The following is a 21,355-nucleotide window of genomic DNA, read 5'->3' on the forward strand; positions in this document are numbered from 1 at the left end:
ACATGCGGTTCGGGTTCACCGAGGAACAGCAGGAGTTCCGGGCGGACGTGCGGCAGGCGCTGCGTTCCGCCGAGGTGCGTGCCGCGGTGGCGGACGCCACCGCCGCGGACGGCGTCGAGCCGGACGTGCGTCCGCTGTACCGCCTGCTCGGTAAGCACGGACTGCTCGCCGTGCACTGGCCGGCCGAGTTCGGCGGAGCGGGCCGTCCACTCACCGACGCCGCGATCGTCGCTGAGGAACTGGTGCGCGCGGGAGTGCCGGACACGTTGCATGTCAACACGATCCAGATCGTCGGCCAGTTCCTGCTGATGGCGGGCAGCGCCGAACAGAAGCGACGGCACCTGCCCGCGCTGGCCCGCGGTGAGCGTTTCGCGTCGGTGCTCTACACCGAACCGGACGCGGGATCGGACCTCGGCGCGCTGCGGGCCGTGGCCGAGCAGGACGGCGACGGCTACCGGATTACCGGCACGAAGGTGTTCAGCCTCAAGACCCGGTTCGTCGACTATGGACTGTGCGCGGCCCGTACGACACCGGATGTCGGGAAATACCAAGGGATCAGCCTGTTCCTGGTGGACCTTGGCGCCCCCGGGGTGACGGTGACGGTGATCGGCGGGGTCAGCGACGAGCAGTTCCACCGGGTCGATCTCGACGCGGTGCCGGTGTCCGGCGAGGACCTCATCGGGCAGCGAGACCAGGGGTGGCCGCTGCTCAACGAGGCACTCGCCATCGAACGCACCGGCCTCGACTACTACCTCAAGGCGGAACGCTGGCTGGACGCCGCGCTGGAGGCGCTGGTCGACCGCGAGCCGGACTCCCCGCACGACGCCTACCTCGAACAGATCGGCCGCTGGGACGGCGTGCTCGCGGCCGACCACGCCCTCGCCTGGGAGGTGCTCACCGGACTCGCGGCCGACCGGGTCGACCAGGTCGCGGCCGCCGTCGCCAAGTACCACAGCAGCGAGCTCGCCCAGAGCATCGCGGCATGGGCGGCGGACATCCCCGGTCCAGAGCAGCGTGCGAACAGCACCAGGGCGGCCGTGACGCTGGACTCCGCCTATCGGGAGGCGCCGGGGCTCACGCTGTCGGCGGGCACCTCCGAGGTGATGCTGCAGATCATCGCCGCCGCGTTCGACTCCATCGGACAGGAGAGGCGCTGACGTGGACCCGACCCCCGATCCGCTCGTCGTCCAGCTGCGCAAGGCCTTGCGTGCGGCCCTCGCCCGCGTCCCCGTGCGGTCCGAGGTGCACGGCGCGCCCGTGGCCGACGGAGTTGCCGGCCCTGCCCGGACCGTGCTCGACCAACTGGGCGCGGCCGACCTCGAACGACCCGCCTCCGTCGGCGGCCTCGACCTCGGACTGACGGCCGGGGTGCTCGTCAGCGAGGAGCTCGGCAGCGCGGCATGCGGAAACCCTTACCGGGCCGACGCGATGGCGGCCGATGTGGGTGGCCCGGCAGGCGCGGCACTGGCCGGACTGGAGGCGCTGCCGGTCGGCAGCGGGGTCACCGCGACACCGCGAGCGGGCGGCTGGGAGCTGACCGGCACGGCCATCGTCGACGACCCGGAACCCGGGCCGCTTCTGGTGGCCACCAGGACAGGCGGCGAGCCGGTGCTCGTCGCGGTGCCGCGCTGCGACGACGTGGAGACCGGATGCTGGCCGCCGGTCGTCCGGTTCGCGGCCACGCCGGTCTCCGAAGCGGACGTGGTCGGGAAGCTGGACGACTCGCCTACCGGCCCGCTGGCGCGAGCACGGCTCCGGCAGGCCGCCTACCTGCTGGGCATCGCCGACGGCGCGCACCAGATCGCGGTGCGCCATGCCGGTGTCCGGCGGCAGTTCGACACCAGGCTGCGGGATCTGCCCGCCGTGGCCTTCCCATTGGCGCGTGCCATGGTGGCGTTGCGCGCGACCAGGGCGGCGGTGTACCGGGGGGCTTGGCTGGTCGACTCCGGGCACGAGCAGGTCGGCACCGCGCCGGTCGTGGCGCTGGCGATGGCCGCTGAGACCGCTCGCGACGTGGTGCGGTTGTGCATGCAGAGCTGCGGCGTGCGGGCGATGACGGCGGAACTCGGTCTGCACCGGTACTTCCGGCTGGCCGCGGGCGAGTCCAGTCGGTACGGCGAACCTGCCGCGCTGTGGCGGCTGGCCGGCGCCGCCCGCCTCGACCTGGCCAGGCGCACCGTCGACACAGGACTTTCGGTCGTGGCGGGGACCCGGCGGTGAGGTCAGCCGGCGCGCAGGTCCTCTTGCGGTCCAGGCTTCTCGTAGCCGGGGGCGTGAGCGGCCGGCTGGATGAGCCCGGTCCGGTAGGCCAGCGACACGAGCTGGGCACGGTCGCGGACACCGAGCTTGGTGCGCACCCGGTAGAGATGGGTTCGAACGGTGGCCACGCCGATCGTCAGCTCGCGGGCCACCTCCTCGGTGGACATGCCCCGCGCCACCATCTGGGTCACCTCCCGCTCCCGCGGGGTCAGCTCGGTCACCTCAGGACACGGCGCGGACTCCATGGTGTCCGGCTGCTCGCGGAACCAGGTGACCAGGCGTTGCGCGATGTCCGGCGCGAGCATGGTTCGGCCCTCGGCCGCCGCACGGATCGCGGTGACCAGTTCCTGCGGACTCGTGTCCTTGCCGAGCAGACAGCTCGCGCCCGCGTGCAGCACGTCGCTGACCGTCTTGTCGCCGTCGGATCTGGTCAACACCACGACGTTGGGCCGCGCGTCCTCCTTGCCGAGTCTGCGGATCATCTCCAGGCCGGAGATGGTCCGCAGGTTCAGGTCGGTGACCACCACGTCAGGCCGTGCGGTGCGCACCAGGACGATGGCCTCCATGCCGTTGTCGGTCGTGTCGATCACGTCGATGTCCGGCACGGCATCGAGCAGCGTGCGCATGCCGGCCCTGACAACAGGCAGTTCGTCGCAGATGAGTACCCGAATGGTCATTGTGTTCCTCCTGTCGCCCGCGGTGCGATGCGATGGGACGAACGACTCTTTCCTAGAACAAATAATGTGATCAATGGCATTGACGAGTCTCTTCCAGATTTCGAACGAAAGTCAAGCCAACCCACGATCTGAGGCCGCACTAGATCATACTTGGTCAAGTCGACTGTGACGGCCTTCCTTGGTTCTACAGAGGATGTTTAGTTACTTCATGGGAGGACAATCCGATGAGTCTGGTCGATGTGCACACGGAATGGGATCCGCTCGAGGAGATCGTCGTCGGGACCATCGCGGGAGCGCGCGTGCCGATCGCGGATCGGAGCCTGATCGCCATCGAGTACCCGGAGATGCTGGACGACCCGCAGCGGATTCCGTCCGGCCCGTACCCCGGCCACGTGGTCGAGCAGACCGAGGTCGAGCTCGACGAGTTGGCGGACCTGCTCACCGAACTCGGCGTGACCGTGCGGCGGCCCGGCGGACGCGACCACAAGTCGGTCATGTCCACTCCGGACTGGAGCACGGACGGGTTCTACGACTACTGTCCCCGGGACGGGTTCCTCACGGTCGGCAGCTCGCTCATCGAGTCACCGATGCCGCTGCGGTCCCGGTTCCTCGAGGGCTTCGCCTACAAGGAACTGTTCCTGGAGTACCTCGAGAGCGGTGCGCGCTGGCTGTCCGCGCCCAAGCCGCGGCTGACCGACGACATGTACGAACCGTCCGCGCCGCCCGGAAAGCGGTTACAGAACCTGGAACCGGCCTTCGACGCGGCGAACGTGCTCAGGTTCGGCACGGACCTGCTCTACCAGGTCTCCGACAGCGGCAACATGCTCGGCGCGCGCTGGCTGCAGGCGGCGGTCGGTGAGCAGTACACCGTGCATCCGTGCGAGGGCCTGTACACGTCCACGCACATCGACTCGACGCTCGTGCCGCTGCGACCCGGGCTCGTGCTGGTGAACCCGGCCAGGGTCAACGACGACAACATGCCCGAGTTCCTGCGTGGCTGGGACCGGGTCGTCTGTCCGGAGTTGGTGGACACCGGCTTCGTCGGCGAGCTTCCGCACTCGTCGGTGTGGATCGGGATGAACTTCCTGGTGATCGCGCCCGGAAAGGCCATTGTGGACAAACGACAGGTGTCGCTCATCCGGGAGCTGGAGCGCCATGGGGTCGAGGTGATCCCCTCACAGCTCACCCACTGCCGGACTCTGGGCGGCGGGTTCCACTGCGTGACGCTCGACGTGCGCCGCAAGGGCGAACTCGCCACCTACCGGTGAAGCATCGTCGACCGGCTCTCCGCTGACGTCCCCATCGGCGGAGAGCCGGTCACGGCGGGAAAATCGAGTGCACTACGTCAAGTTCTGGCGTCCCTACACGACACTGAAACCCAAACCGCGACTGGCGTCGAACATGCACATGTCGCAACGCCGGGCGGCGTCGATCAGTGCGTCCTCGTCGCGTACGGCCTCGGGCTCGCAGCGATGGCGATGCAGCGACAGCGCCCGCTGCCACAGTGACGCATGCTGGTCGCGGACGCGGAAGTGCTCGTCGGTGGGCTCGTCACCGAGCTCCAACGCGTCGAACGTCAGCCTGTTCTGCAACCGCGCGTGCTGGCCGGTGGCCAGCTTGTCCGCCCGCTGGCCTGCGGCGATGCAGTCCACCGAGCAGAACCGCCGCACCTGCGTGGTCGTGATCAACGTGACGTGGTCGTGGCCGAGCTCGTCACAGCACTCGATGTTCGCGCAGCGGAAAGGGTCCTCCCATAACCGCTGTTCGACGGTCTCCCATGACAGCGCAGGCGGCGAATCGTCCCGCATTCCCGCCAGTGAACCTTGCGAGATCGTGCGATCAACCTCGCGCTTCCGGTTGTGGTCATCCGGATTCTCATCACGCAGCGACACCGATCGTCCTCTCTCTTGCAGGCCCTTTGACTGCCCAATCCTACGGGGCACCACTCCGCATTGCGTCAGCCTTTCGTTGACCGCATTGACGGCTTTCGAGAATCCAATAGACGGAGTGGCCGAGAATCGCGCGATTCGACGGCACTCGCAACCGACACCGTGTAGAAATCGCGTCCGGGGTCAGCGTCGACCTAGGACAGTGCGTGACCGGCGACGCCGACGCATGTGACCGGTGAGCGCAATCACCCCCGGTCGATGTAGTCGATCGTTGACATGGGCCATGACCTGGACTTACGGTCAAGTCGTCAATTGACTACATGCGGAGGTCGGCCGTGTCCACCACCATCGCGCCACCCGGGCGGGGCGCCACGACGCGCCGCCCGCGCGTGACGGACCCGGTCCCTGAACGCGCACCCGGCGCGGGACGGAGCAGAACCCGGCGGTGGCTGCGGGTACTGGCGGTCCTTGTCGTGGCGGGGGTTGCGGTGTGGTTCCTCGCTCGGGAGTTGCCGTCGTGGTCGGTGTTGGCGGCGGCGTTCCAGCGCGTGGACCTGCCGCTACTGGGTGTGGCCGCGGCGGTGGAGACGTTCTCGCTGTGGCTGTTCACCCGGCAGCAGCAGGTGCTGTTCGCGGGCTTCGGGGTTCGGGTGCCCGTCGCCCCGGCGGTCGGGATCACCTACAGCCGGTCGGCGATGTCGATGACGTTCCCGGCGGGCTCGGTGGCGTCGGCGGCCTTCGCCGTCGAGCAGTTCCGGCGGTTCGGCGCCAGCCGGTCCACCGCGGCCACTGTGACCGTGCTGTCCGGAGTGGTGTCAGTGGTGGGGCTGTGCTGCCTGTACGCACTCGGTGCGATCGCACAGTGGGCGTTACCCCGACCGTGGCAGGCCATCACCGTCGTGACCGTCGCGCTGTGCGTGATCGTGCCCCTCGCGCGTCGTCGCGCGCGCCACACCCGCCACCCGAAGGCCACCCCGCCGCTTCCGGCCCGGCCACTGGGCCGCGTCGCCACGGTGGTCCGCGCCCGCCTGTCCGACGTCGCGACGCTGCCCGGCCGCTACTGGGCGGCCGGCATCGGGTACGCGACCGCCAACTGGGCGGCGGACCTCGCGTGCCTGCTGATCACCTGCGCGGCGTTCGGCGTGAACGTCTCGATGACACAGATCGGCGTCGTCTACCTCGGTATCCAGCTCCTCCGCCAGATACCGATCAGCCCCGGCGGCATCGGCGTGATCGAGACCAGCCTCGTCGCCGGCCTGACGCTGCTCGGCGCGGACAACGCGACGGCGGCCGCGGCCACCCTCGGCTACCGCCTGCTGTCCTGCTGGCTGGTCATCCCCATCGGCCTGGCCGCCTGGCTCGCACTCACCCGGCTCGCGCGGCGGCACCCGCGTTCTCCCGTGGAATCATCGACAACGTGGTCGAGCTCCGAGACGCGACGCGGGCCGACGCCCACGCCATAGCCACCGTGATCGTGCGTTCCTGGCGCGTCGCCTACCGCGGTCTGCTCCCCGACGACGTCCTGGCCGATCTGTCCATTCCCGACCGGGAACGGTTCTGGTCGGACGTCCTCACCGAGCGCCCGCCGCGGACCGGCGCGGTCGTCGCGACGATCGCGGACGCCATCGTCGGCTTCGCCGCGACCGGTCCGCCGCTCGTTTCCGCCGACCGCGCCGACCCCACGCTCGGCGACCTCTACGCGCTCTACCTCACCCCCGACGTCTGGCGCCGTGGCATCGGCACCCAGCTCCACGCCGCCGCCCTCGACCGGCTCCGATCCAGCGGCTTCAGCCACGCCGGCCTGTGGGTGCTCGACACCAACGAACGCGCGCTGCGCTTCTACCTCCGGCACGGCTGGACCGACACCGGCCGTGCCCAGCTCGACGCCGGCCCCGGCGGCGTCGAGCTGCAGGAACGACGACTCCACCACGACCTCTACTCGGGCACCTCGGTGACGTAGATCCGCGCGCTGCGACGGGCCAGCACCGACTCGAGCTGGTCGACGCCCTCGAACTCGTTGCACAGGAGGAACAGGTGGCGACCCTCGGGCCCACCGAGTGCGCACGAGAAGCAGGGCAGATCGGTCTCGACACGATGGGTGATCTCACCGCCGTCGAGCACCCGGACCGCCGCTCCCGCGGGACCGTTCTCGTTGTGCGTGTCAGCGGTCTGGCACCAGATGCCGCCCTCGGGGTCGATGCAGATGCCGTCCGGTCCCAGCCCTTCCGCCCACGTGCGGCGGCCCGACAGCGAACCGTCGGCCCCGATGTCGAAGGCCGACAGCCGGCCTGCGAAGGACTCCGCGATCACCAGCGTCGAGCCGTCGGGCGTGACCACCATCCCGTTGGGGAACTCGATGTCACCGGCGACGTCCCGAGCGGTGCCGTCGGGTCCGATCAGGCGAATCCACCCTGGCTCGGGTGCGCCGCCGCCGAGGAAGTCGAAGTCGGCGCCGTTGACGTAGACGTGGCCGACCGGGTCGACGACGAGTTCGTTACCGCCCTGCGGGCTGTGCCGCACCGCTTCGCCGCCCGGCTCGACCCGGGTCAGCTCCTCGCCGGACACCAGCAACCGGCCGTCGGGCAGCCAGGCGATGGACCAGCCCATCCCGCCACGCCCGGGCCCGACCACCTCACGCCGGCCGTCCAGGTCGACCGCGATCACCTCCCCGCTGCCCCAGTGGGCGAACCACAGTCGGCCCTCGTGCCAGCGTCCGGACTCGACCATGGTCAGACCGTCGGTGAGCAGCCGTGGAGGGGGAAGCAGAACGGGCATGGTCGCCTCCTGACGCGATTAGACTAGACCGTCTAGTCTGCACGTGGCACGGTAGCGTACCTTTGCCCCGTGCTCGATCCCTTCGCAGCCGAGTCGCAACGCCCGAGCCGAAAGCAGGCGGCGATTCTCGAGGCGGCGACAGAAGTGTTCCTCGACAACGGCTTCCGCGGGACGAGCATGGACGTGGTCGCGCGCGCCGCGGGGGTCGCCAAGCAGACCGTCTATCAGCACTTCGTCGACAAGGAGCGGCTCTTCGTCGCAGTGGTCCGCGAGGCCGTCGACGCCGTCGCCGACCCGGTTGCCGCCGAGATCAGGCAGCTCGGCTCCGGGAGCGACCTCGCCGCGGACCTGACCGAGCTCGCCGTGCGGCAACTCGGTGCCGTGCTGCGGCCCCGCGTGCTCGCGCTGCGCCGGTTGGTGATCGCCGAAGCGGGTCGGTTCCCCGAACTCGGGCAGGCCTTCTTCGACCAGGGCCCTGGTCGGACGATGAACGGACTCGCGGCCAGGTTCGCCGAACTCTCCCGAGAGGGACGGTTACGCGTGGACGACCCGTCGACCGCGGCCTCGGAGTTCAACTGGCTGGTCATGGCCGCACCGATCAACGAAGCGATGCTGCTCGGCCGGACAACCTTTCCAGCCGCGGATCTCGCCCGCATCGCCGCCCGAGCCGTGGCGACATTCATGCGTGCCTACGGTTAGGTCTCAGTGTGCCCAGTCCGGGGTCCACACGTCGTCGCCGGCTGTCGTGCTGTATCCGGCGTGGAGGTATTCGAGGAAGTTCGCGAGGACGGGGTGCGGATTGTCCGCTCGCCAGATCACGGACATCGGGTAGACCGGGGTCGGGCTGACGACGGGAATCCGGCGGAGGTCGTAGCTTTCCGGCCACAGGTAGCGCGAGCCCTCGCAGACGAAGGTGGCGAGCTGGGTCGAGTCGGCGATCTCGGCGAGGAGCGCGTCGACGCCGAAGCTCGGCCCGATCCTGTCGATGGTGAGCCCGAACGCCTTCGCCAGGTCGTCGTAGTAGCCGATCGGCTCGCTGTCGGCCATGCCGGGCATCCAGATCGGGTGATGGGTGAGCTCGGCCAGGGTCACGGTCGTGGCGTTCGCCAACGGGTGCCGTGGGCCGACCAGGACTTCGTGCCGGTCGTCGATGACCCGTGCCGACCGGAGTCCACTTGGGACCGCCAGGTCGCGCAGGGATCTGAAGGTGGCGTCGAGGGTGCCGGCGCTGATCTCGGCCAACGCCGACTCGGCCTCGACACCGGTCAACGTGACGACATCCAACTCGATGCCCGGGTGTTGCTGGTAGAAGGCGTGAAGGAGGTTGGCTGGCGCGATCCTGCGCCCGACGACGTCGACCCGAAGAGCCCGGCGCCCAGGAGTCACGGCCGCGGTGACGCGCTCCGCCGCGCGGAGAAGTTCACGCGCATGCGGGAGCAGCGCCTGCCCGTCGACGGAAAGCCTTGCGCCCCTGGGGATCCGCGCGAGAAGCCGCACCCCGAGCGCCCGCTCCAAAGTGGCCACTCGTTTCGAGGCCGCCTGCTGCGTGATGCCCAGATCGTCGGCAGCGGCCTGGAACTGACCAGCATCAGCGACGGCGACGAAGGTACGAACCGCATCGAGATCCACGAGGCGAGAACCTACTCCCACAACGATCGGTTGTGGCACGCCGCTAAATCTGTTGTTGATGTTCGGACAGTCCTGACACCGTGGCGCCCCATGACGAACCTCGAGCTGGTGACCGCCGCGGACGTGCGGCTCATGCAGGGGCTGGCGCAGCGTGTCACCGCCACCCGCCCGGAGCTGGTGAACAGCGACGCGTCGTTCGGTGAGCTGGCCTGGAACTGGGGCAAGGGGCACGCCAGCAACGGGGCGAGCTGGCCGCGCCGGCTGTGGTTCGCCGGCGGGGACCTGGTGGCGTGGGGCTGGGCCCAGCTTCCGCACCAGGTGAGGCGGAGCGACGGGTCGGTGAAGGACGTCACCGGCGCCTATCTGGTGTATCAGGTCCATCCCGACCACGCCGGACTGCTCGACGAGGTGATCGACTGGTGCGACACCACGGCGGAGGACATCGAGCGCACGGTGCGGCCAAGCGCGGCCGACGAGTTCGCCATGGAGCGATGGGCGGCGCACGGCTACGAGACCGACCCGTCCGCCCTTGGCGACGCCGGGTCCTGGACCCAGCTCAACGAGCGGGACCTCACCGACGTGGAGGAGCCGGTGCTGCCGACCGGTTTCCGGTTCCGCACCGCCGACGAGGTCGGCCCGAAGGCCGCTGTCCAGGCCCATGTGGACGCCTGGGCTCCCTCGTCGTACACGGCCGAGAGCTACCAGGGCGTCCAGCAGACGACGGCCTATCGCGGCGACCTGCACCTCATGGTCGAGGCACCGGACGGAACGATGGCCTCCTCGACGATCATGTGGCTCGACGAGGCGAACAAGACCGCCGAGTTCGAACCGGTCGGGACACATCCGGACTACCGACGTCTTGGGCTGGCACGGGCGATGCTCCTCCACGGCATGCGTCTGGCGCGGACGGCCGGAGCCACCCACATGACGGTCGCCTGCCTGGGCGCGCCGGGCCATCCCCAGGCGCGCGAGCTGTACTACAGCGTCGGATTCCAGGAGTTGTCACGCGACGCGCCGCTCATCAAACGGTCAGGCATCGCGCCTGCGTAGTAGCAGCCCGGCGGTCGTGAGTGCCGCTGTGGCCCAGGCGGCGGTCACGCCGAGACCGGCCCACGGGCTGATCGGCAGGCTGTGGAGATCGGTGGTGGCCTGAATGGCGAGCCCGGCGCTCATCGGTGCGATCTGCTCGAGCACGCGTTGCCAGAACGGACTGCCGATCACCGTGGCGAGGATGGGCACGAGGTAGAGCAGGCCGAGAACGACACCGATGCTCGTCGCGGCGTCACGCACGATCGTGGCGATGCCGAGGCTGAACAGTGCGATCAGGGCGAGGTAGAGGATCGACCCGACGGTCGCACGCAGCACCAGGAACATGGCCGCGTAGCCGTGGCCAGGCAGGGTGAGCCGCCCAACCAGCAGCGACCCGAGTACGGCGACGGTCCCGGCCGCGGTCACGCAGCCGGTGAGCGTGACGGCTTTGGCCACAAGGGCAGTTGTCCGGTTCGGTATCGCGGCCAGGGTGGTGCGGATCATGCCCGAGCCGTACTCGTCGGTGATGACGTGCACGCCGAGGATGGCGACCAGCGCTTGCCCAAAGACGGCACCGGTCAGGCTGAGCTTGGTCGCGTCGCCGCCACAGCGGGCGGCGCCGCAGGTCGCGGTCACGGCGGCGCTCATGGCCACGGTGACCGCGATGGTGCCGAGCAGCAGCCACCGGGGGCCGGCGACGGTCCGCGTTTTCGTCCACTCCGCGTGCAGGGCCAGCCTCATGCGTCCCTCCTGCGGAGCACGACGGCCGCGGCGGCCAGGCTCACCACCGCGTAGCCGGCCAGGACGGCAAGCCCGGCCCACGGCGCCAGCGGGTAGTAGTCGTTGTACGGCGTATAGACACTCGCGACCTGGTGGTACGGCACGAGCGTCTGCTGGACGGCGAACGCCGCAGCCGGGGTCACCCGGGTCAGCCAGTCCGATACGCCGGCGGGCAGGAACGGGATCTGGGCGACCAGGAGGTAGGGCAGCACGATGGCCGCGACGACGGTGGTGACGGCCCCGGCACCGCGCCGGAACATGGCGCCGACGGCGAGAGCCAGGATCGCGGTGGTCGCGAGCAGGGCCGCGGTCCCGAGTTCGACTCGAAGCTGGACCCATGGCTCCGCTGGGAACAGGTACACGCCGTTGGCCCGCGCGAGCCGCTCGCCGAGTGGCACCGCGATGACCGCTCCCGCCAGTCCGGCGACGAACGTGACGCCGCCCAGCACGATGGCCTTGGCCACCAGTACCCGGCTACGCCGCGGGCTGGCGGCCAGTGTCACGTGAATCAGGTCGTCCCGGTATTCGGTGGTGATGAACTGCGTCCCCAGGACGATCACCGCGATGAGCGCGGCGAACGTACCGGTGAGGATCTCTCGTGTGGTGCCCCCGCTGCCAAGGGTGCCGCGGACGGCGGGTGCGATGTCGCCGGCTCCGGTCACGGTGAGGCCGCCGTCCGATTCGACGGCCGAGCCCGACGTGTTCCTCGGGTAGCCGGCGAAGGTGGACGACTTGGGTCCCACCTGGTCACCGGCCCAGTGACCACCGAGCCGGCCGCCCTGGAGACGGAGGTCTCCGAAGACGGCCGTGGCCACGGTGGGGACGGTGCCCATGCCCTCCACGGAAGGCGGAGAGGTGACGAACACACCGGCTTCCACGGTCGACGCGAATCCGTGAACGGTGCCCACTTTCGTCCAATGTGTACCGTCGGTGGAGGCGTGGCCGGTGACCGCGTCGCCAGAGCGGTCCAGCCGCAGCCAACGGGCAGACGCAGGGCCCGCCGTGTCGTTGACGTAGCTGTCCTGCATCCGCACGCCGTGGCTGCCGGTGACCATGATCGCCGCGTAGGCCGATCCCTGACGGGTGCCGTCCTTGATGATGAGCCCGGCCTTCGCCCACGGCACCGTGCCGGGCCGCAGGTCCGCCGGCCCCGTGGCGATGCTGGTCGTGAGCGCGGAAACGGAGACGGTGATGCTGCCGTCTCCGGCCAGCGGCTGGTGCACGAAGTAGAAGCTGTCGGTGACCGGCTCACCGCCCGGTCCGACCGGCACGGCCGGTGAGCCGCTCTGATCGCCACTGACCCCGGCGAGCAGGGCGACAATCACCACCATCAGCGCGGCGGCCACCATGCCGACCGTCCAGGCCTGGACGGTGCGGAACTTGGTCCATTCCGCGTGCAGCAACTGGACAAAGCCCGCCTTGGTCACCGCGACACCTCGGCGCGGTACTCGACAGCGTCGCGGGTGAGGTCCAGGTAGGCATCCTCCAATGTGGCGCGGTGCGCGGACACCTCCGAGAACGGGACCCCGCCCTGGTTGAGCACCGTCACGACGCGCTCCGCCGGCAAGCCGGAGACGGTAACGGTGTCCCGGCCAGTGGCCACGGTGGCGCCGGCCCGCGCGAGCACCGTCATCGCGTCCCGCTGGGCCGTGGTCCGCACGGCCAACCGGTGCCCGGACGCGGCCGCGATCAGGTCGGCCACGCTGGCGTCGGCGATGGCCCTGCCGCGCCCGACCACGACGAGATGATCGGCCGTGTCCTGCATTTCGCTCATCAGGTGGCTGGACACCAGGACGGCGCGGCCCTGTGCGGCCAGCGACCGCAGGAAGCCGCGCATCCAGATGATGCCTTCCGGGTCCATGCCGTTGAACGGCTCATCCAGCAGCACGGTCGGCGGATCGCCCAGCAGTGCCGCGGCGATCCCGAGCCGCTGCCGCATGCCGAGCGAGTAGCCACCGGCCTTGCGCCGGGCCGCCGAGGTCAGGCCGACCCGCTCGATCACCTGGTCCACCCGCTCCGCGCCCATGCCCTGTGAATGCGCCAGCCACAGCAGGTGGTTGCGCGCGCTCCGGCTGGGATGCGGTGCCGAAGCGTCCAGCAGTGAACCCACGTGGCTCAGCGGATGCCGAAGGCCGTGGTACGGCTTCCCGTCGATCAGCGCGGTGCCCGCATCGACCGCGTCCAGACCGAGGATCACCCGCATCGTGGTGGACTTCCCGGCCCCGTTCGGTCCGACGAAGCCGGTCACCAGTCCCGGATGGACAGTGAAGGACATGCCGTCGAGGGCCTGGGTCGTCCCGTACCGCTTACGCAGCCCGGCGACGACAATCCCGCCGGTTCGGTGTGGTCTCATGCCGGAAGTTGTAGAGGGCACCCGGTTCCAGCCCGGTCGCGGCGACTGCGACCTGGTTGCGACCCGCCACCTGGCATCGTTGCGTACGTGAGAGTTCTGGTGGTCGAGGACTTCGAGGTGCTGGCGCGCTCCATCGGCACCGGGCTGCGGCGCGAGGGCATGGCCGTCGACGTCGTGCTGGACGGGATCGACGCCATCGACCGGCTGGCGGTCACGCGCTACGACGTGGTGATCCTCGACCGGGACCTGCCCGGCGTCAGCGGCGACGACATCTGCCGGCGACTCGCAGGCGACCGCGTCGACACCCGCCTGTTGATGCTGACCGCGGCCGGCACGATCGAGGACCGCGTCGAAGGGCTCAGCCTCGGCGCCGACGACTACCTGCCCAAGCCGTTCGCCTTCGCCGAACTGGTCGCCCGCGTCCGTGCGCTGGCCCGCCGGGCCGCCCCACCGCTTCCGCCCGCACTCTCGTGCGGGGACATCACCCTCGACCCGGCTCGCCGGACGGCGTTCCGCGCCGGACGGCGCCTCGAGCTCAGCCCCAAGGAGTTCGCGCTCCTGGAATGCCTGCTCGCCGCACAAGGCCTGGTCCTGTCCGCCGAGGAGCTACTCGAACGAGTCTGGGACGAGGCGGCCGACCCGTTCACGTCCGCCGTCAAGCACACCATGCACCGGCTGCGAGCCAAACTCGGCGACCCGCCCGTGATCGAGACCATCCGAGAAGGCGGCTACCGGATCGGACAACCGTGAACGGCCCTCTCCCCCGACGGTCCTTGCAGACACGGCTCACGCTCTTCTACGCCACGGGGATCTTCCTCGCCGGGATCGGGGTCCTCGCGGTCGTCACGATCCCTCTCGTCGGCGTCCAGTCGATCACTCCCGCCCACAGCTCGACCCCGGCCACGATCACCGGAACAGGGGAAGGGATCAGCCCGGGACAACTCCTGGTCGGCTCCGCCATCGCGCTCGCCCTTCTCGTCCCCATCGCCTGGGCTCTCGGCTGGTTCGTCGCCGGCCGGTTTCTCAGGCCCCTGCGGGCGATCACCGCCACCGCGACAGCCATCTCCGCCGGCAACCTCCACCAACGCCTCGACCTCGGCGAGCCGACCGACGAACTGACCGAACTGGGCGCCATCCTCGACGACCTCTTCGCCCGCCTGGAAGCGTCCTTCGACGCCCAACGACACTTCGTCGCCAACGCCTCCCACGAGCTACGCACCCCGCTCGCGGGCCTGCGAACCCTCCTGGAAGTCGCCTTGGCCGATCCCGACGCCGATGCCGACACCCTGCGCTCGGTGTGCGAGGAGGCCCTAGCCCTTGGCGGACAACAGGAGCGGCTCGTCCAGGCACTGCTCGCACTGGCCACGAGCGAGCGCGGCATCACCCGCCGGGACACCCTCGACCTCGCCGACGTCGTCGCGGGTGTGCTCGCTTCCCGTCGTGACCAGGGCATAGCTCTCGCCGAACACCTCACACCGGCGGTGACGACCGGGGACCCGAGACTGATCGAAAGCCTCGTCGCCAACCTCGTCGACAACGCCATCCGCCACAACCACCCACACGGACACGTGGAGATCACCACGCAGACCGCCGGGTCGGAGGTTTGCTTCACGATCACCAACAGCGGCCCGGTCATCCCCGACGACCAGATCCAGCGACTCTTCCAACCGTTCCAAAGACTCGCACCGGACCGTAACGGCCGCCGCGACGGCTACGGTCTCGGCCTCGCCATCGTCGACGCCGTCGCCCAAGCCCACCACGCCACCCTCACCACCACCGCACGCCCGGAAGGCGGCCTGTCCGTCACCGTGCGGTTCCCTTGACCGACCCTCATCCCACGTACGGCGCGATCGCGGTGTAACCGCCGTCCACGGCCAGTTCCGCGCCGGTCACGAACGAGGCGCGGTCGGACAACAGCCATGCCGCCGCTTCGGCCACCTCCTCGGGGCGAGCCAACCGCTTGAGGGCGTTCCAGGTGGCGGCGCGTTCTCGCTCGCCGGGGACCGAGTCGAGCCACGGCGCGGTCTGCGGGGTCTCGACCACACCGGGGCTCACCACGTTGACCCTGATCCCCGACGAGCCGTACTCGGACGCCGCCGTCTTCGACAGGCCGACGACGCCGTGCTTGGCCGAGGAGTACGCCGCCGAGAACGCGGTGCCGAAGAACGCTGCGGTGCTGGCATTGTTGACGATCGAGCCGCCGCCATTGGCCAGCATGGCGCGGATCTGATGCCGCATGCACTGCGCGACACCGGTGAGGTTGGTCGCGAGCGTCGTCTCCCACACCGCGGGCGAACCGTCGACCAGCGGCCTGCCCTCCGGACCGATACCCGCGTTGTTGAACGCCACGTCGAGCCGCCCGAACGTCTCGACGGCCGCGGTGACGGCCGCCGCGCAGTCCTCGTCGCGGGCGACGTCGGCGACGACGTGGACGGCCCGCCCACCCGCGGCGCGGATCTCGTCGACCAACCCGACCAGCTTGTCCTCCGACCGCGCGCACAGCACCACCGAAGCGCCCTCCCGGGCGAACAACAGTGCGGACGCGGCCCCGATCCCCGTGCTCGCCCCCGTGATCAGAGCGACCTTGTCAGCCAGCAGCACGAGAGAAACGCTATGCCACCATGCCCGGCTACGCTATGTGGCTTTCCATCACGAACCCTCCTCACATGATCAGAGCGCGGCGAACTGCTCCGCCAACGTGTCGATCTCGACGAGCAACGCCGGGCGGCCCAACCCGCTTGCCTCGCCAACGAGAGCGGTGGTCACCTGCCGGCACACGTGGTCCGCCGACGTGACGAGGACACGAAACTGTTGCCGCCGTTGACCGCTGAGCCGCGTGCGCGCGGCCGCGTGCGCGACCTTGGTGAACCTGACCAGGTTCGTGTTGTACGCGCCGACCGACCCGGACACGACCGCGTCGCGCAGGCTCGCCACGAGCAGCGCGCCGGCGTCCCTGACGGTGACGGTGCGGGCGTCCTTCACCACCTTTCCGATCGGTGGCCCGACCAAGGACAGCACGGTGAACGCGCCGCCGGCCTTTCCCATCGACATGGGCACTCCTTTCCCCTGCTACTGCTCGAACGCCTGGAACACCTCGGGCTGGTGCAAACCGCCGTGTATTTCCGCACCGACCGCGGCGACACCGGTGTGCACGGCGGCGCCTGTTATGTCGGCGCCGGCGGCGGCGTTGATCGCCCAGCCCACAAGGCTGGACGCGGCCGCGTGTGTCACCTTCACCGCCCACTGCTGCGCGTTCGGGCTCGCCCCAAGGCGTTTGGCGACCCAGCCCGCGCATTCGCCGCTGACAAAACCCGCGAACGCGCCGACCGGCGACGCGACAGGAATCGACTGACCGAACATGATGAATTCGCCCCTCCGGTTATCGCGGGCCACCCGCACTCCTCGGGTGCCCGGCACGACGTTACGCACGGGCAGTCCCGCGCGATATTCCAGAAAACTGGAGGGTTGCGGCCCTGGCGACACATCGAGGACGTGGACATGGGTTCAGCCCCACCGGCGGCGCGGGAAGCCGTGCGGACCTTCACCAAAGCGCTACCGCCGTCGCCGATGGCACTGGATGTCCTGGAGGGCGCGACCCGAGCCCTGCTCGGCGTCGTACCGGCCGACATCTGGTGCACGGTGCTGCTCGATCCCTCCACTTTGCTGGACACCGGCGGCCAGCACGCCTACGGATTTCCCGACAGCGTCATGCCCCGGCTGTTCGAGATCGAGCACGTCGAACAGACAGGTGTGGACAACCTGCGCCAGCTCGCCGACCGTGGGACCGCGGCGAGCGTGCTCAGCGCGTCAGCCAAGGGCGAGCTCGACACGAGCGTGTACTACCGCGACGTCCTGCGGCCTCTTGGCCTCTCCGACGAGTTGCGAGTGGTCCTGCGTACCGGCAACCGTGTCTGGGGCCTGGCGGTCATGTGCCGCAGCGGCTCGTCGGGATTCTCCAGCCGTGAAGCGGAAATCGCCAGAACCGTGGCCAGGCCGGTCAGCGACATCCTGCGTAAGTCGTTGCTGCTGGCCGGAATCGACAAGGCTCGGGTCGCGGACGCGACGGGCCTCGTCATCCTCGACGACGACTTCCAGATCGTCTCGATGAGCCCGACGGCCGAACGCTGGCTGGCGGACCTCCAGGAAATCCCCCCGGGACCGGATCGGCTACCCAACGCGGTGCGGGCAGTGGCGACATCGGCTCGGAACGCGGTGGGCCACGGTCAGGTGCGGTCCGTGGCCCACACGCGTTCATCGCGCTGGGTGGCGCTGGAAGGGTGGCGACTGGACGGTGCGGAGGGAGTGCGCACCGCCGTGGCGATCGGCCCCGCCGACCGGACGGATCTGGCACCCATCATTCTGGACGTCTACGGGCTGACGCCGCGTGAGCGCGAAGTGATGCAGTACGTGTTGCGTGGCTACAAAACCGCGCGCATCGCCACCAGGTTGGGCGTGACGACGGACACCGTCCAGAAACACATCCAGGCCGTGTACCGCAAGTCCGGAGCGGGCAACCGGCAGGAGTTCACGTCGAGCCTGTTCTTCGACCACTACGCACCCCAACTCGGCGCGGCGCCCCTCACCACCGACGGCCGGCTACTCGATCAACCATGACCCGACTGCGACGGCGCTCCCGCGTTCGCTCAGCGGGAGCTACTCGTCGGCGGCACCACAGTGTCGGTGAGTTTGGCGTGGCACTCCGCCGAGGCCGACTGCGACTGGTCGGCGATGTTCCCGTCGACCCAGAGGATGCACAGGACGCTCGGCTGTGACAGGACGGCCGTGGGATCGCTGCTCGGGTTCGGCACCGCGAAGGCGGTCAGGTACAGCTCCGGGATGTCGGGATAGCGCGCGGTGAAGGTCTTCGTCCATGTTTGACCGAGCGGCTGTTCCGAGCCGCCCCCACCGTTCTCGTCGGTGTAGCTGACCTGCAGCGTGAATCCCGGACTGAACACCTGCACGTCGTAGAGGATCTCGTGGTCGACGGACTCTGTGGACTGTTCTGGCTGGTCCTTCCCGCCGCTCCCGCCGAGGTGAATCGTGCCGCAGCCGGCCAGCAGCGCCAGGAGAGCGCCGAACACTCCAGCACGTCGAACGGGCCGAGACGAGGCTAACTCGATGATCGATGGCATCACGCGGGAAATGTAGCGTTCGCCCCAGGCCGATGGGTGACGTTTCGCCTTCTTGTGTCACTCGGCACGCGCGGTTTCTCCGCCGCTTCGGCGCGCAGCGCCCGGCGCGCACCCGCAGGGTGCCGCGCCGCGAAGGACGCGTTCGGGACATGGCCGGGTCCTGAAAGACGCGATCGGGACGTTCAACGACATGAGCGCGTCTTTCGAGACATCGCCCGTGGCGCTATCGCTGCCGGCCCAAGTCGCGCCGCCCCTGACTACGGGCGGTTTTCGGGCGCGAAGCGCCCGAAAACCGCGCAGCGAGTCCACCGGGCCGCACCCCCGAGCCACCAAGTTCCCTCTGTGAAGACGGGTGTCAGGCGAGGTACTGCTCGACGACGGTCATGAACTGGCGGATGTCGAACGGCTTGGACAGGAAACCCGATGCTCCGGACGCCAGCAGCTCGGCGACGGCCTCGCGGCCCGAGTCCCCGCTGATGACCACCACCGGGATCGTGGCTGTCGTCGGTGAGGAGGCCAGTCGGCGGAGTACTTCGCGGCCGGTGGCGTCGGGAAGGCGGTTGTCGAGCAGGATCAGGGCGGGCTGTTCGGTGCGGGCGGCCTCGATGCCGTCCTCGGCGGTGCTGGCCTGGTGAACCACGGTGCCGGAACGGCGGTGCAGCAGTTGGCGCATCAGGTCGATGTTGATCGGGTCGTCCTCGATGCACAGCACGGTGCGGTTCACGGGATCGGCCTTTCACTGGGCTGGGCGCCGTTCGGGCCGGACGAACGGGCGGCGGTCACGGGGATGTCCTGCGGATCGACGGCAGGCGTGATCGAGTCGAGCAGGGTACCCAGTACGCCAAGGTCGATCGGCTTGGTGAGGTAGTCCAGGACCCCGTACGTCTTCAGCCGGCGGATGACGCCGGGGCTGGCGTCGGCGGACAGGACGGCGACCGGAATGGCGGAGGTGGCCGGCTCGGCCCGTAGCTCCTTCAACACGTGGTCTCCATGCAGGTCGGGTAGATGCAGATCGAGCAGGATGACGTCGGGGGTGTCCCGGATCGCGAGTTCGATGCCGGCCCGGCCCGACTGGGCGGTGATCAGGGCCGTGTTTCCCCTGTTCTTCAGATACCGGGACACGACCTCGATGTTGTTGGGGTTGTCCTCGATGTACAGCACACGAACGTGGCCCGCGGCGGCGGAGTGTGGGGCCGGCCGCGGCACGCCGGTCGGCTCGTGGGGAAGCATGTCCGGAGCACGGCGCAGATTGACGGTGAACGCCGATCCCTCGCCCAGCACACTGGCCGCGGACAGGTGACCGCCCATCGCCTCGGTGAGCGCCTTCGCCAGCGGGAGCCCGATCCCGGTGCCCTCGATCCCGGTCTGCTCGATGCCGAGGCGATCGAACGGAACGAACAGGCGCTGGAGGCTGTCCTCTGACAGGCCGGGACCGGTGTCGGCGATGATGATCTCGACCCGGCCGGTGTTGTCGAGCCGGCAGCTGGTCGTGATGGTGCCGCCCCGGCGGTTGTACTTCACGGCGTTGGACATGAGGTTCATGACGACCTGCCGGAGCCGTTGCCGGTCGGCGTGCACCGCCAGCGCGGAGAGCGCGCAGTCGTGGACGATCGTGACGGATCGCTGAGCCGCCAGTGGAGAAAGCAGCAGGCTGATTTCCCGGATGAGTGGCTCGACCGACACCGGCTCGACGGACAGGGACAGCTCACCCGACTCGATGCGAGCGGTGTCGATCAGTTCGTTGATCAGTGCGAGGAGATGTCGCCCGGCGACCAGGATGCGGGTGACACTGTCGCGGTCATCGTCGCTGAGGTCGGACAGTTCCAGCAGCTGGGTGAACCCGAGGATGGAGTTCAGCGGAGTCCGCAGTTCGTGGCTCGTGTTGGACAGGAAGGTGTTCTTGGCCTGGGTGGCGTGCAGCGCCTCGTCGCGGGCCGCCGCTATCTCGGCCGTGCGGGTGGTCAGGAGTTCCTCTGCCCGCACGAGCGAGCGGGCCAGCCGGCCGAGATCGTCGCCGGAGTCCGTGACCGGCCGGAGCGGCCGACCTTGTCCCAGCCGGTCGGCGTTCACCGCCGCTTCGGCGACCCGCCGGGAGATACCCGAGGTGAACAGAGCGACGCCGAGCAGCCCGGCCAGCACGCCCACCGCGAGGCCCCCGATGTTGAGCCTGGTGACCGCGGACTGCAACGCGTCGAGGTTGGCGCGTTGCCTGGCCACCAGTCTCGCCGGGGCGGCGATGAGGTCGGCGACCCTGGCACGGAGTTGGTCCATGTCGGCCCTGCTGGTCTGCAACAGGGCGGTGATCTGCCCGGAGGAGCCGTTCTGGTCGACCGTCGAGATCAGCTGGGTGAGATCGGCGAGCACGGCGCCGGCGGCCTCGTCGACCGACCGCTGACCCGCGGTGTCCCCGCCGACGGCAGCGGCTTCGCGCAGCGCCGCGCGTTCGGCGTCGATTCGGGTGCGCATCAGGTCGTACGGATCCAGGAACACCGGATCCCTCGTCAACGCGTATCCGCGCGCGCCGGTCTCCGCGTTCAACACGTCGACCAGGACCGCGTTCGCGGCGGTGCTCAGTGCGCTGGCGCGTCTGGCCGTCGCGCGCGCGTCGCTCGCGCTGTCGGCCAACACGAGGCCGGTGATACCGATGCCGATCAACGCGATGAGCGGGATCGCGACGACGATCAGCCCTTTCACCCGGACCGACCGGCCGACCCACCACCGTCGCAGCCTGGTGGGACGGAGGATCGCAGGTGCTGTTTCACGTCTCATCTGCTGCCGGACCTCGATTGCCCCCAACATTTGCCAACGTCCAAAATACCGCCGGACGCCTGG

The 21,355-nt window shown here is 69.4% G+C and carries 23 protein-coding genes; 10 read left to right on the forward strand and 13 right to left on the reverse strand.

The window, feature by feature from the left end:
- Positions 1-2 precede the first annotated feature (2 nt).
- Together VF106_RS39090 and VF106_RS39095 are read left to right on the forward strand one after the other, a co-directional pair.
- Complete coding sequence (locus VF106_RS39090) at positions 3-1,157, forward strand: acyl-CoA dehydrogenase family protein (RefSeq protein WP_330845037.1); 1,155 nt, start codon at positions 3-5, stop codon at positions 1,155-1,157.
- Between the two features lies 1 nt (position 1,158).
- On the forward strand, positions 1,159-2,220 hold the full coding sequence (locus tag VF106_RS39095; RefSeq protein WP_330845038.1) for an acyl-CoA dehydrogenase family protein: 1,062 nt from the start codon (positions 1,159-1,161) through the stop codon (positions 2,218-2,220).
- A 2-nt stretch (positions 2,221-2,222) separates the two neighbouring features.
- Here VF106_RS39095 and VF106_RS39100 read toward each other — a convergent pair whose 3' ends face one another.
- The gene (locus VF106_RS39100) at positions 2,223-2,936 is read right to left on the reverse strand and encodes a response regulator (protein ID WP_330845039.1); all 714 of its coding nucleotides are present in this window, start codon (positions 2,934-2,936) and stop codon (positions 2,223-2,225) included.
- 224 nt (positions 2,937-3,160) lie between these two features.
- Here VF106_RS39100 and VF106_RS39105 point away from each other — a divergent pair, with 224 nt between their 5' ends.
- Entirely contained in the window at positions 3,161-4,204 is a 1,044-nt protein-coding gene (locus VF106_RS39105) for an inosamine-phosphate amidinotransferase 1 (RefSeq protein ID WP_330845040.1), read from the forward strand.
- A 93-nt stretch (positions 4,205-4,297) separates the two neighbouring features.
- Here VF106_RS39105 and VF106_RS39110 read toward each other — a convergent pair whose 3' ends face one another.
- Positions 4,298-4,744: a hypothetical protein gene (locus VF106_RS39110; RefSeq protein WP_330845041.1), complete on the reverse strand. Its 447-nt coding sequence runs from the start codon at positions 4,742-4,744 to the stop codon at positions 4,298-4,300.
- Positions 4,745-5,160: 416 nt separating this feature from the next.
- On the opposite strand from VF106_RS39110, the gene VF106_RS39115 reads away from it, so the two are divergent.
- Positions 5,161-6,288: a lysylphosphatidylglycerol synthase transmembrane domain-containing protein gene (locus VF106_RS39115; protein ID WP_330845042.1), complete on the forward strand. Its 1,128-nt coding sequence runs from the start codon at positions 5,161-5,163 to the stop codon at positions 6,286-6,288.
- Positions 6,243-6,785, forward strand: a complete 543-nt coding sequence (locus VF106_RS39120) for a GNAT family N-acetyltransferase (RefSeq protein WP_330845043.1) — start codon at positions 6,243-6,245, stop codon at positions 6,783-6,785. The genes VF106_RS39115 and VF106_RS39120 overlap by 46 nt, the downstream gene beginning before the upstream one ends.
- Here the strand turns inward: VF106_RS39120 and VF106_RS39125 are convergent.
- Positions 6,761-7,600: an SMP-30/gluconolactonase/LRE family protein gene (locus tag VF106_RS39125; RefSeq protein WP_330845044.1), complete on the reverse strand. Its 840-nt coding sequence runs from the start codon at positions 7,598-7,600 to the stop codon at positions 6,761-6,763. The genes VF106_RS39120 and VF106_RS39125 overlap by 25 nt on opposite strands.
- Positions 7,601-7,669: 69 nt before the next feature.
- Here VF106_RS39125 and VF106_RS39130 point away from each other — a divergent pair, with 69 nt between their 5' ends.
- Positions 7,670-8,299, forward strand: a complete 630-nt coding sequence (locus VF106_RS39130) for a TetR/AcrR family transcriptional regulator (protein ID WP_330845045.1) — start codon at positions 7,670-7,672, stop codon at positions 8,297-8,299.
- A 3-nt stretch (positions 8,300-8,302) separates the two neighbouring features.
- On the opposite strand, the gene VF106_RS39135 is transcribed toward VF106_RS39130, so the two are convergent.
- On the reverse strand, positions 8,303-9,229 hold the full coding sequence (locus VF106_RS39135; RefSeq protein WP_330845047.1) for a LysR family transcriptional regulator: 927 nt from the start codon (positions 9,227-9,229) through the stop codon (positions 8,303-8,305).
- Positions 9,230-9,319: 90 nt separating this feature from the next.
- On the opposite strand from VF106_RS39135, the gene VF106_RS39140 reads away from it, so the two are divergent.
- The gene (locus VF106_RS39140) at positions 9,320-10,279 is read left to right on the forward strand and encodes a GNAT family N-acetyltransferase (protein ID WP_330845048.1); all 960 of its coding nucleotides are present in this window, start codon (positions 9,320-9,322) and stop codon (positions 10,277-10,279) included.
- Here VF106_RS39140 and VF106_RS39145 read toward each other — a convergent pair.
- Genes VF106_RS39145 through VF106_RS39155 form a run of 3 tightly spaced genes read right to left on the reverse strand, consistent with a single transcriptional unit; the run spans position 10,259 to position 13,391 of the window.
- Positions 10,259-10,999, reverse strand: a complete 741-nt coding sequence (locus tag VF106_RS39145; protein WP_330845049.1) for an ABC transporter permease — start codon at positions 10,997-10,999, stop codon at positions 10,259-10,261. The genes VF106_RS39140 and VF106_RS39145 overlap by 21 nt on opposite strands.
- Complete coding sequence (locus VF106_RS39150; RefSeq protein ID WP_330845050.1) at positions 10,996-12,465, reverse strand: DUF1349 domain-containing protein; 1,470 nt, start codon at positions 12,463-12,465, stop codon at positions 10,996-10,998. Before VF106_RS39150 ends, VF106_RS39145 begins: the two co-directional genes overlap by 4 nt.
- Positions 12,462-13,391: an ABC transporter ATP-binding protein gene (locus tag VF106_RS39155; protein WP_330845051.1), complete on the reverse strand. Its 930-nt coding sequence runs from the start codon at positions 13,389-13,391 to the stop codon at positions 12,462-12,464. Before VF106_RS39155 ends, VF106_RS39150 begins: the two co-directional genes overlap by 4 nt.
- Positions 13,392-13,478: 87 nt before the next feature.
- On the opposite strand from VF106_RS39155, the gene VF106_RS39160 reads away from it, so the two are divergent.
- The gene (locus VF106_RS39160; protein ID WP_330845052.1) at positions 13,479-14,141 is read left to right on the forward strand and encodes a response regulator transcription factor; all 663 of its coding nucleotides are present in this window, start codon (positions 13,479-13,481) and stop codon (positions 14,139-14,141) included.
- Positions 14,138-15,214: a sensor histidine kinase gene (locus tag VF106_RS39165; protein WP_330845053.1), complete on the forward strand. Its 1,077-nt coding sequence runs from the start codon at positions 14,138-14,140 to the stop codon at positions 15,212-15,214. The genes VF106_RS39160 and VF106_RS39165 overlap by 4 nt, the downstream gene beginning before the upstream one ends.
- A gap of 7 nt (positions 15,215-15,221) precedes the next feature.
- Here VF106_RS39165 and VF106_RS39170 read toward each other — a convergent pair whose 3' ends face one another.
- The 3 genes from VF106_RS39170 to VF106_RS39180 all read right to left on the reverse strand — a co-directional run bounded on the left by VF106_RS39170 (position 15,222) and on the right by VF106_RS39180 (position 16,751).
- Complete coding sequence (locus VF106_RS39170) at positions 15,222-15,992, reverse strand: SDR family NAD(P)-dependent oxidoreductase (protein WP_330845054.1); 771 nt, start codon at positions 15,990-15,992, stop codon at positions 15,222-15,224.
- 69 nt (positions 15,993-16,061) lie between these two features.
- The gene (locus VF106_RS39175; RefSeq protein ID WP_330845055.1) at positions 16,062-16,442 is read right to left on the reverse strand and encodes a hypothetical protein; all 381 of its coding nucleotides are present in this window, start codon (positions 16,440-16,442) and stop codon (positions 16,062-16,064) included.
- A gap of 18 nt (positions 16,443-16,460) precedes the next feature.
- A complete protein-coding gene (locus tag VF106_RS39180) occupies positions 16,461-16,751 on the reverse strand; it encodes a hypothetical protein (protein ID WP_330845056.1) in 291 nt (96 codons plus the stop codon).
- 138 nt (positions 16,752-16,889) lie between these two features.
- Here VF106_RS39180 and VF106_RS39185 point away from each other — a divergent pair, with 138 nt between their 5' ends.
- Positions 16,890-18,005, forward strand: coding sequence for a helix-turn-helix transcriptional regulator (locus VF106_RS39185; protein WP_330845057.1), 1,116 nt, complete (start codon positions 16,890-16,892; stop codon positions 18,003-18,005).
- A 29-nt stretch (positions 18,006-18,034) separates the two neighbouring features.
- Here the strand turns inward: VF106_RS39185 and VF106_RS39190 are convergent, their stop codons facing one another.
- The 3 genes from VF106_RS39190 to VF106_RS39200 form a co-directional block, all read right to left on the reverse strand.
- The gene (locus VF106_RS39190) at positions 18,035-18,472 is read right to left on the reverse strand and encodes a hypothetical protein (RefSeq protein WP_330845058.1); all 438 of its coding nucleotides are present in this window, start codon (positions 18,470-18,472) and stop codon (positions 18,035-18,037) included.
- 406 nt (positions 18,473-18,878) lie between these two features.
- A complete protein-coding gene (locus VF106_RS39195) occupies positions 18,879-19,247 on the reverse strand; it encodes a response regulator (RefSeq protein ID WP_330845059.1) in 369 nt (122 codons plus the stop codon).
- The gene (locus tag VF106_RS39200) at positions 19,244-21,292 is read right to left on the reverse strand and encodes an ATP-binding protein (RefSeq protein WP_330845060.1); all 2,049 of its coding nucleotides are present in this window, start codon (positions 21,290-21,292) and stop codon (positions 19,244-19,246) included. Before VF106_RS39200 ends, VF106_RS39195 begins: the two co-directional genes overlap by 4 nt.
- Positions 21,293-21,355 lie beyond the last annotated feature (63 nt).

Origin of the sequence: Actinophytocola sp. (assembly GCF_036378875.1) — a bacterium.
Classification (GTDB): domain Bacteria; phylum Actinomycetota; class Actinomycetes; order Mycobacteriales; family Pseudonocardiaceae; genus Actinophytocola.

Excerpts from the sequence above, each read along its gene's own strand:
- VF106_RS39090 (WP_330845037.1), top strand. The coding sequence starts at position 3 with ATGCGGTTCGGGTTCACCGAGGAACAGCAGGAGTTCCGGGCGGACGTG.
- VF106_RS39100 (WP_330845039.1), bottom strand. The coding sequence starts at position 2,936 with ATGACCATTCGGGTACTCATCTGCGACGAACTGCCTGTTGTCAGGGCC.
- VF106_RS39105 (WP_330845040.1), top strand. The coding sequence starts at position 3,161 with ATGAGTCTGGTCGATGTGCACACGGAATGGGATCCGCTCGAGGAGATC.
- VF106_RS39110 (WP_330845041.1), bottom strand. The coding sequence starts at position 4,744 with ATGCGGGACGATTCGCCGCCTGCGCTGTCATGGGAGACCGTCGAACAG.
- VF106_RS39125 (WP_330845044.1), bottom strand. The coding sequence starts at position 7,600 with ATGCCCGTTCTGCTTCCCCCTCCACGGCTGCTCACCGACGGTCTGACC.
- VF106_RS39140 (WP_330845048.1), top strand. The coding sequence starts at position 9,320 with ATGACGAACCTCGAGCTGGTGACCGCCGCGGACGTGCGGCTCATGCAG.
- VF106_RS39145 (WP_330845049.1), bottom strand. The coding sequence starts at position 10,999 with ATGAGGCTGGCCCTGCACGCGGAGTGGACGAAAACGCGGACCGTCGCC.
- VF106_RS39155 (WP_330845051.1), bottom strand. The coding sequence starts at position 13,391 with ATGAGACCACACCGAACCGGCGGGATTGTCGTCGCCGGGCTGCGTAAG.
- VF106_RS39175 (WP_330845055.1), bottom strand. The coding sequence starts at position 16,442 with ATGTCGATGGGAAAGGCCGGCGGCGCGTTCACCGTGCTGTCCTTGGTC.
- VF106_RS39180 (WP_330845056.1), bottom strand. The coding sequence starts at position 16,751 with ATGTTCGGTCAGTCGATTCCTGTCGCGTCGCCGGTCGGCGCGTTCGCG.
- VF106_RS39185 (WP_330845057.1), top strand. The coding sequence starts at position 16,890 with ATGGGTTCAGCCCCACCGGCGGCGCGGGAAGCCGTGCGGACCTTCACC.
- VF106_RS39200 (WP_330845060.1), bottom strand. The coding sequence starts at position 21,292 with ATGAGACGTGAAACAGCACCTGCGATCCTCCGTCCCACCAGGCTGCGA.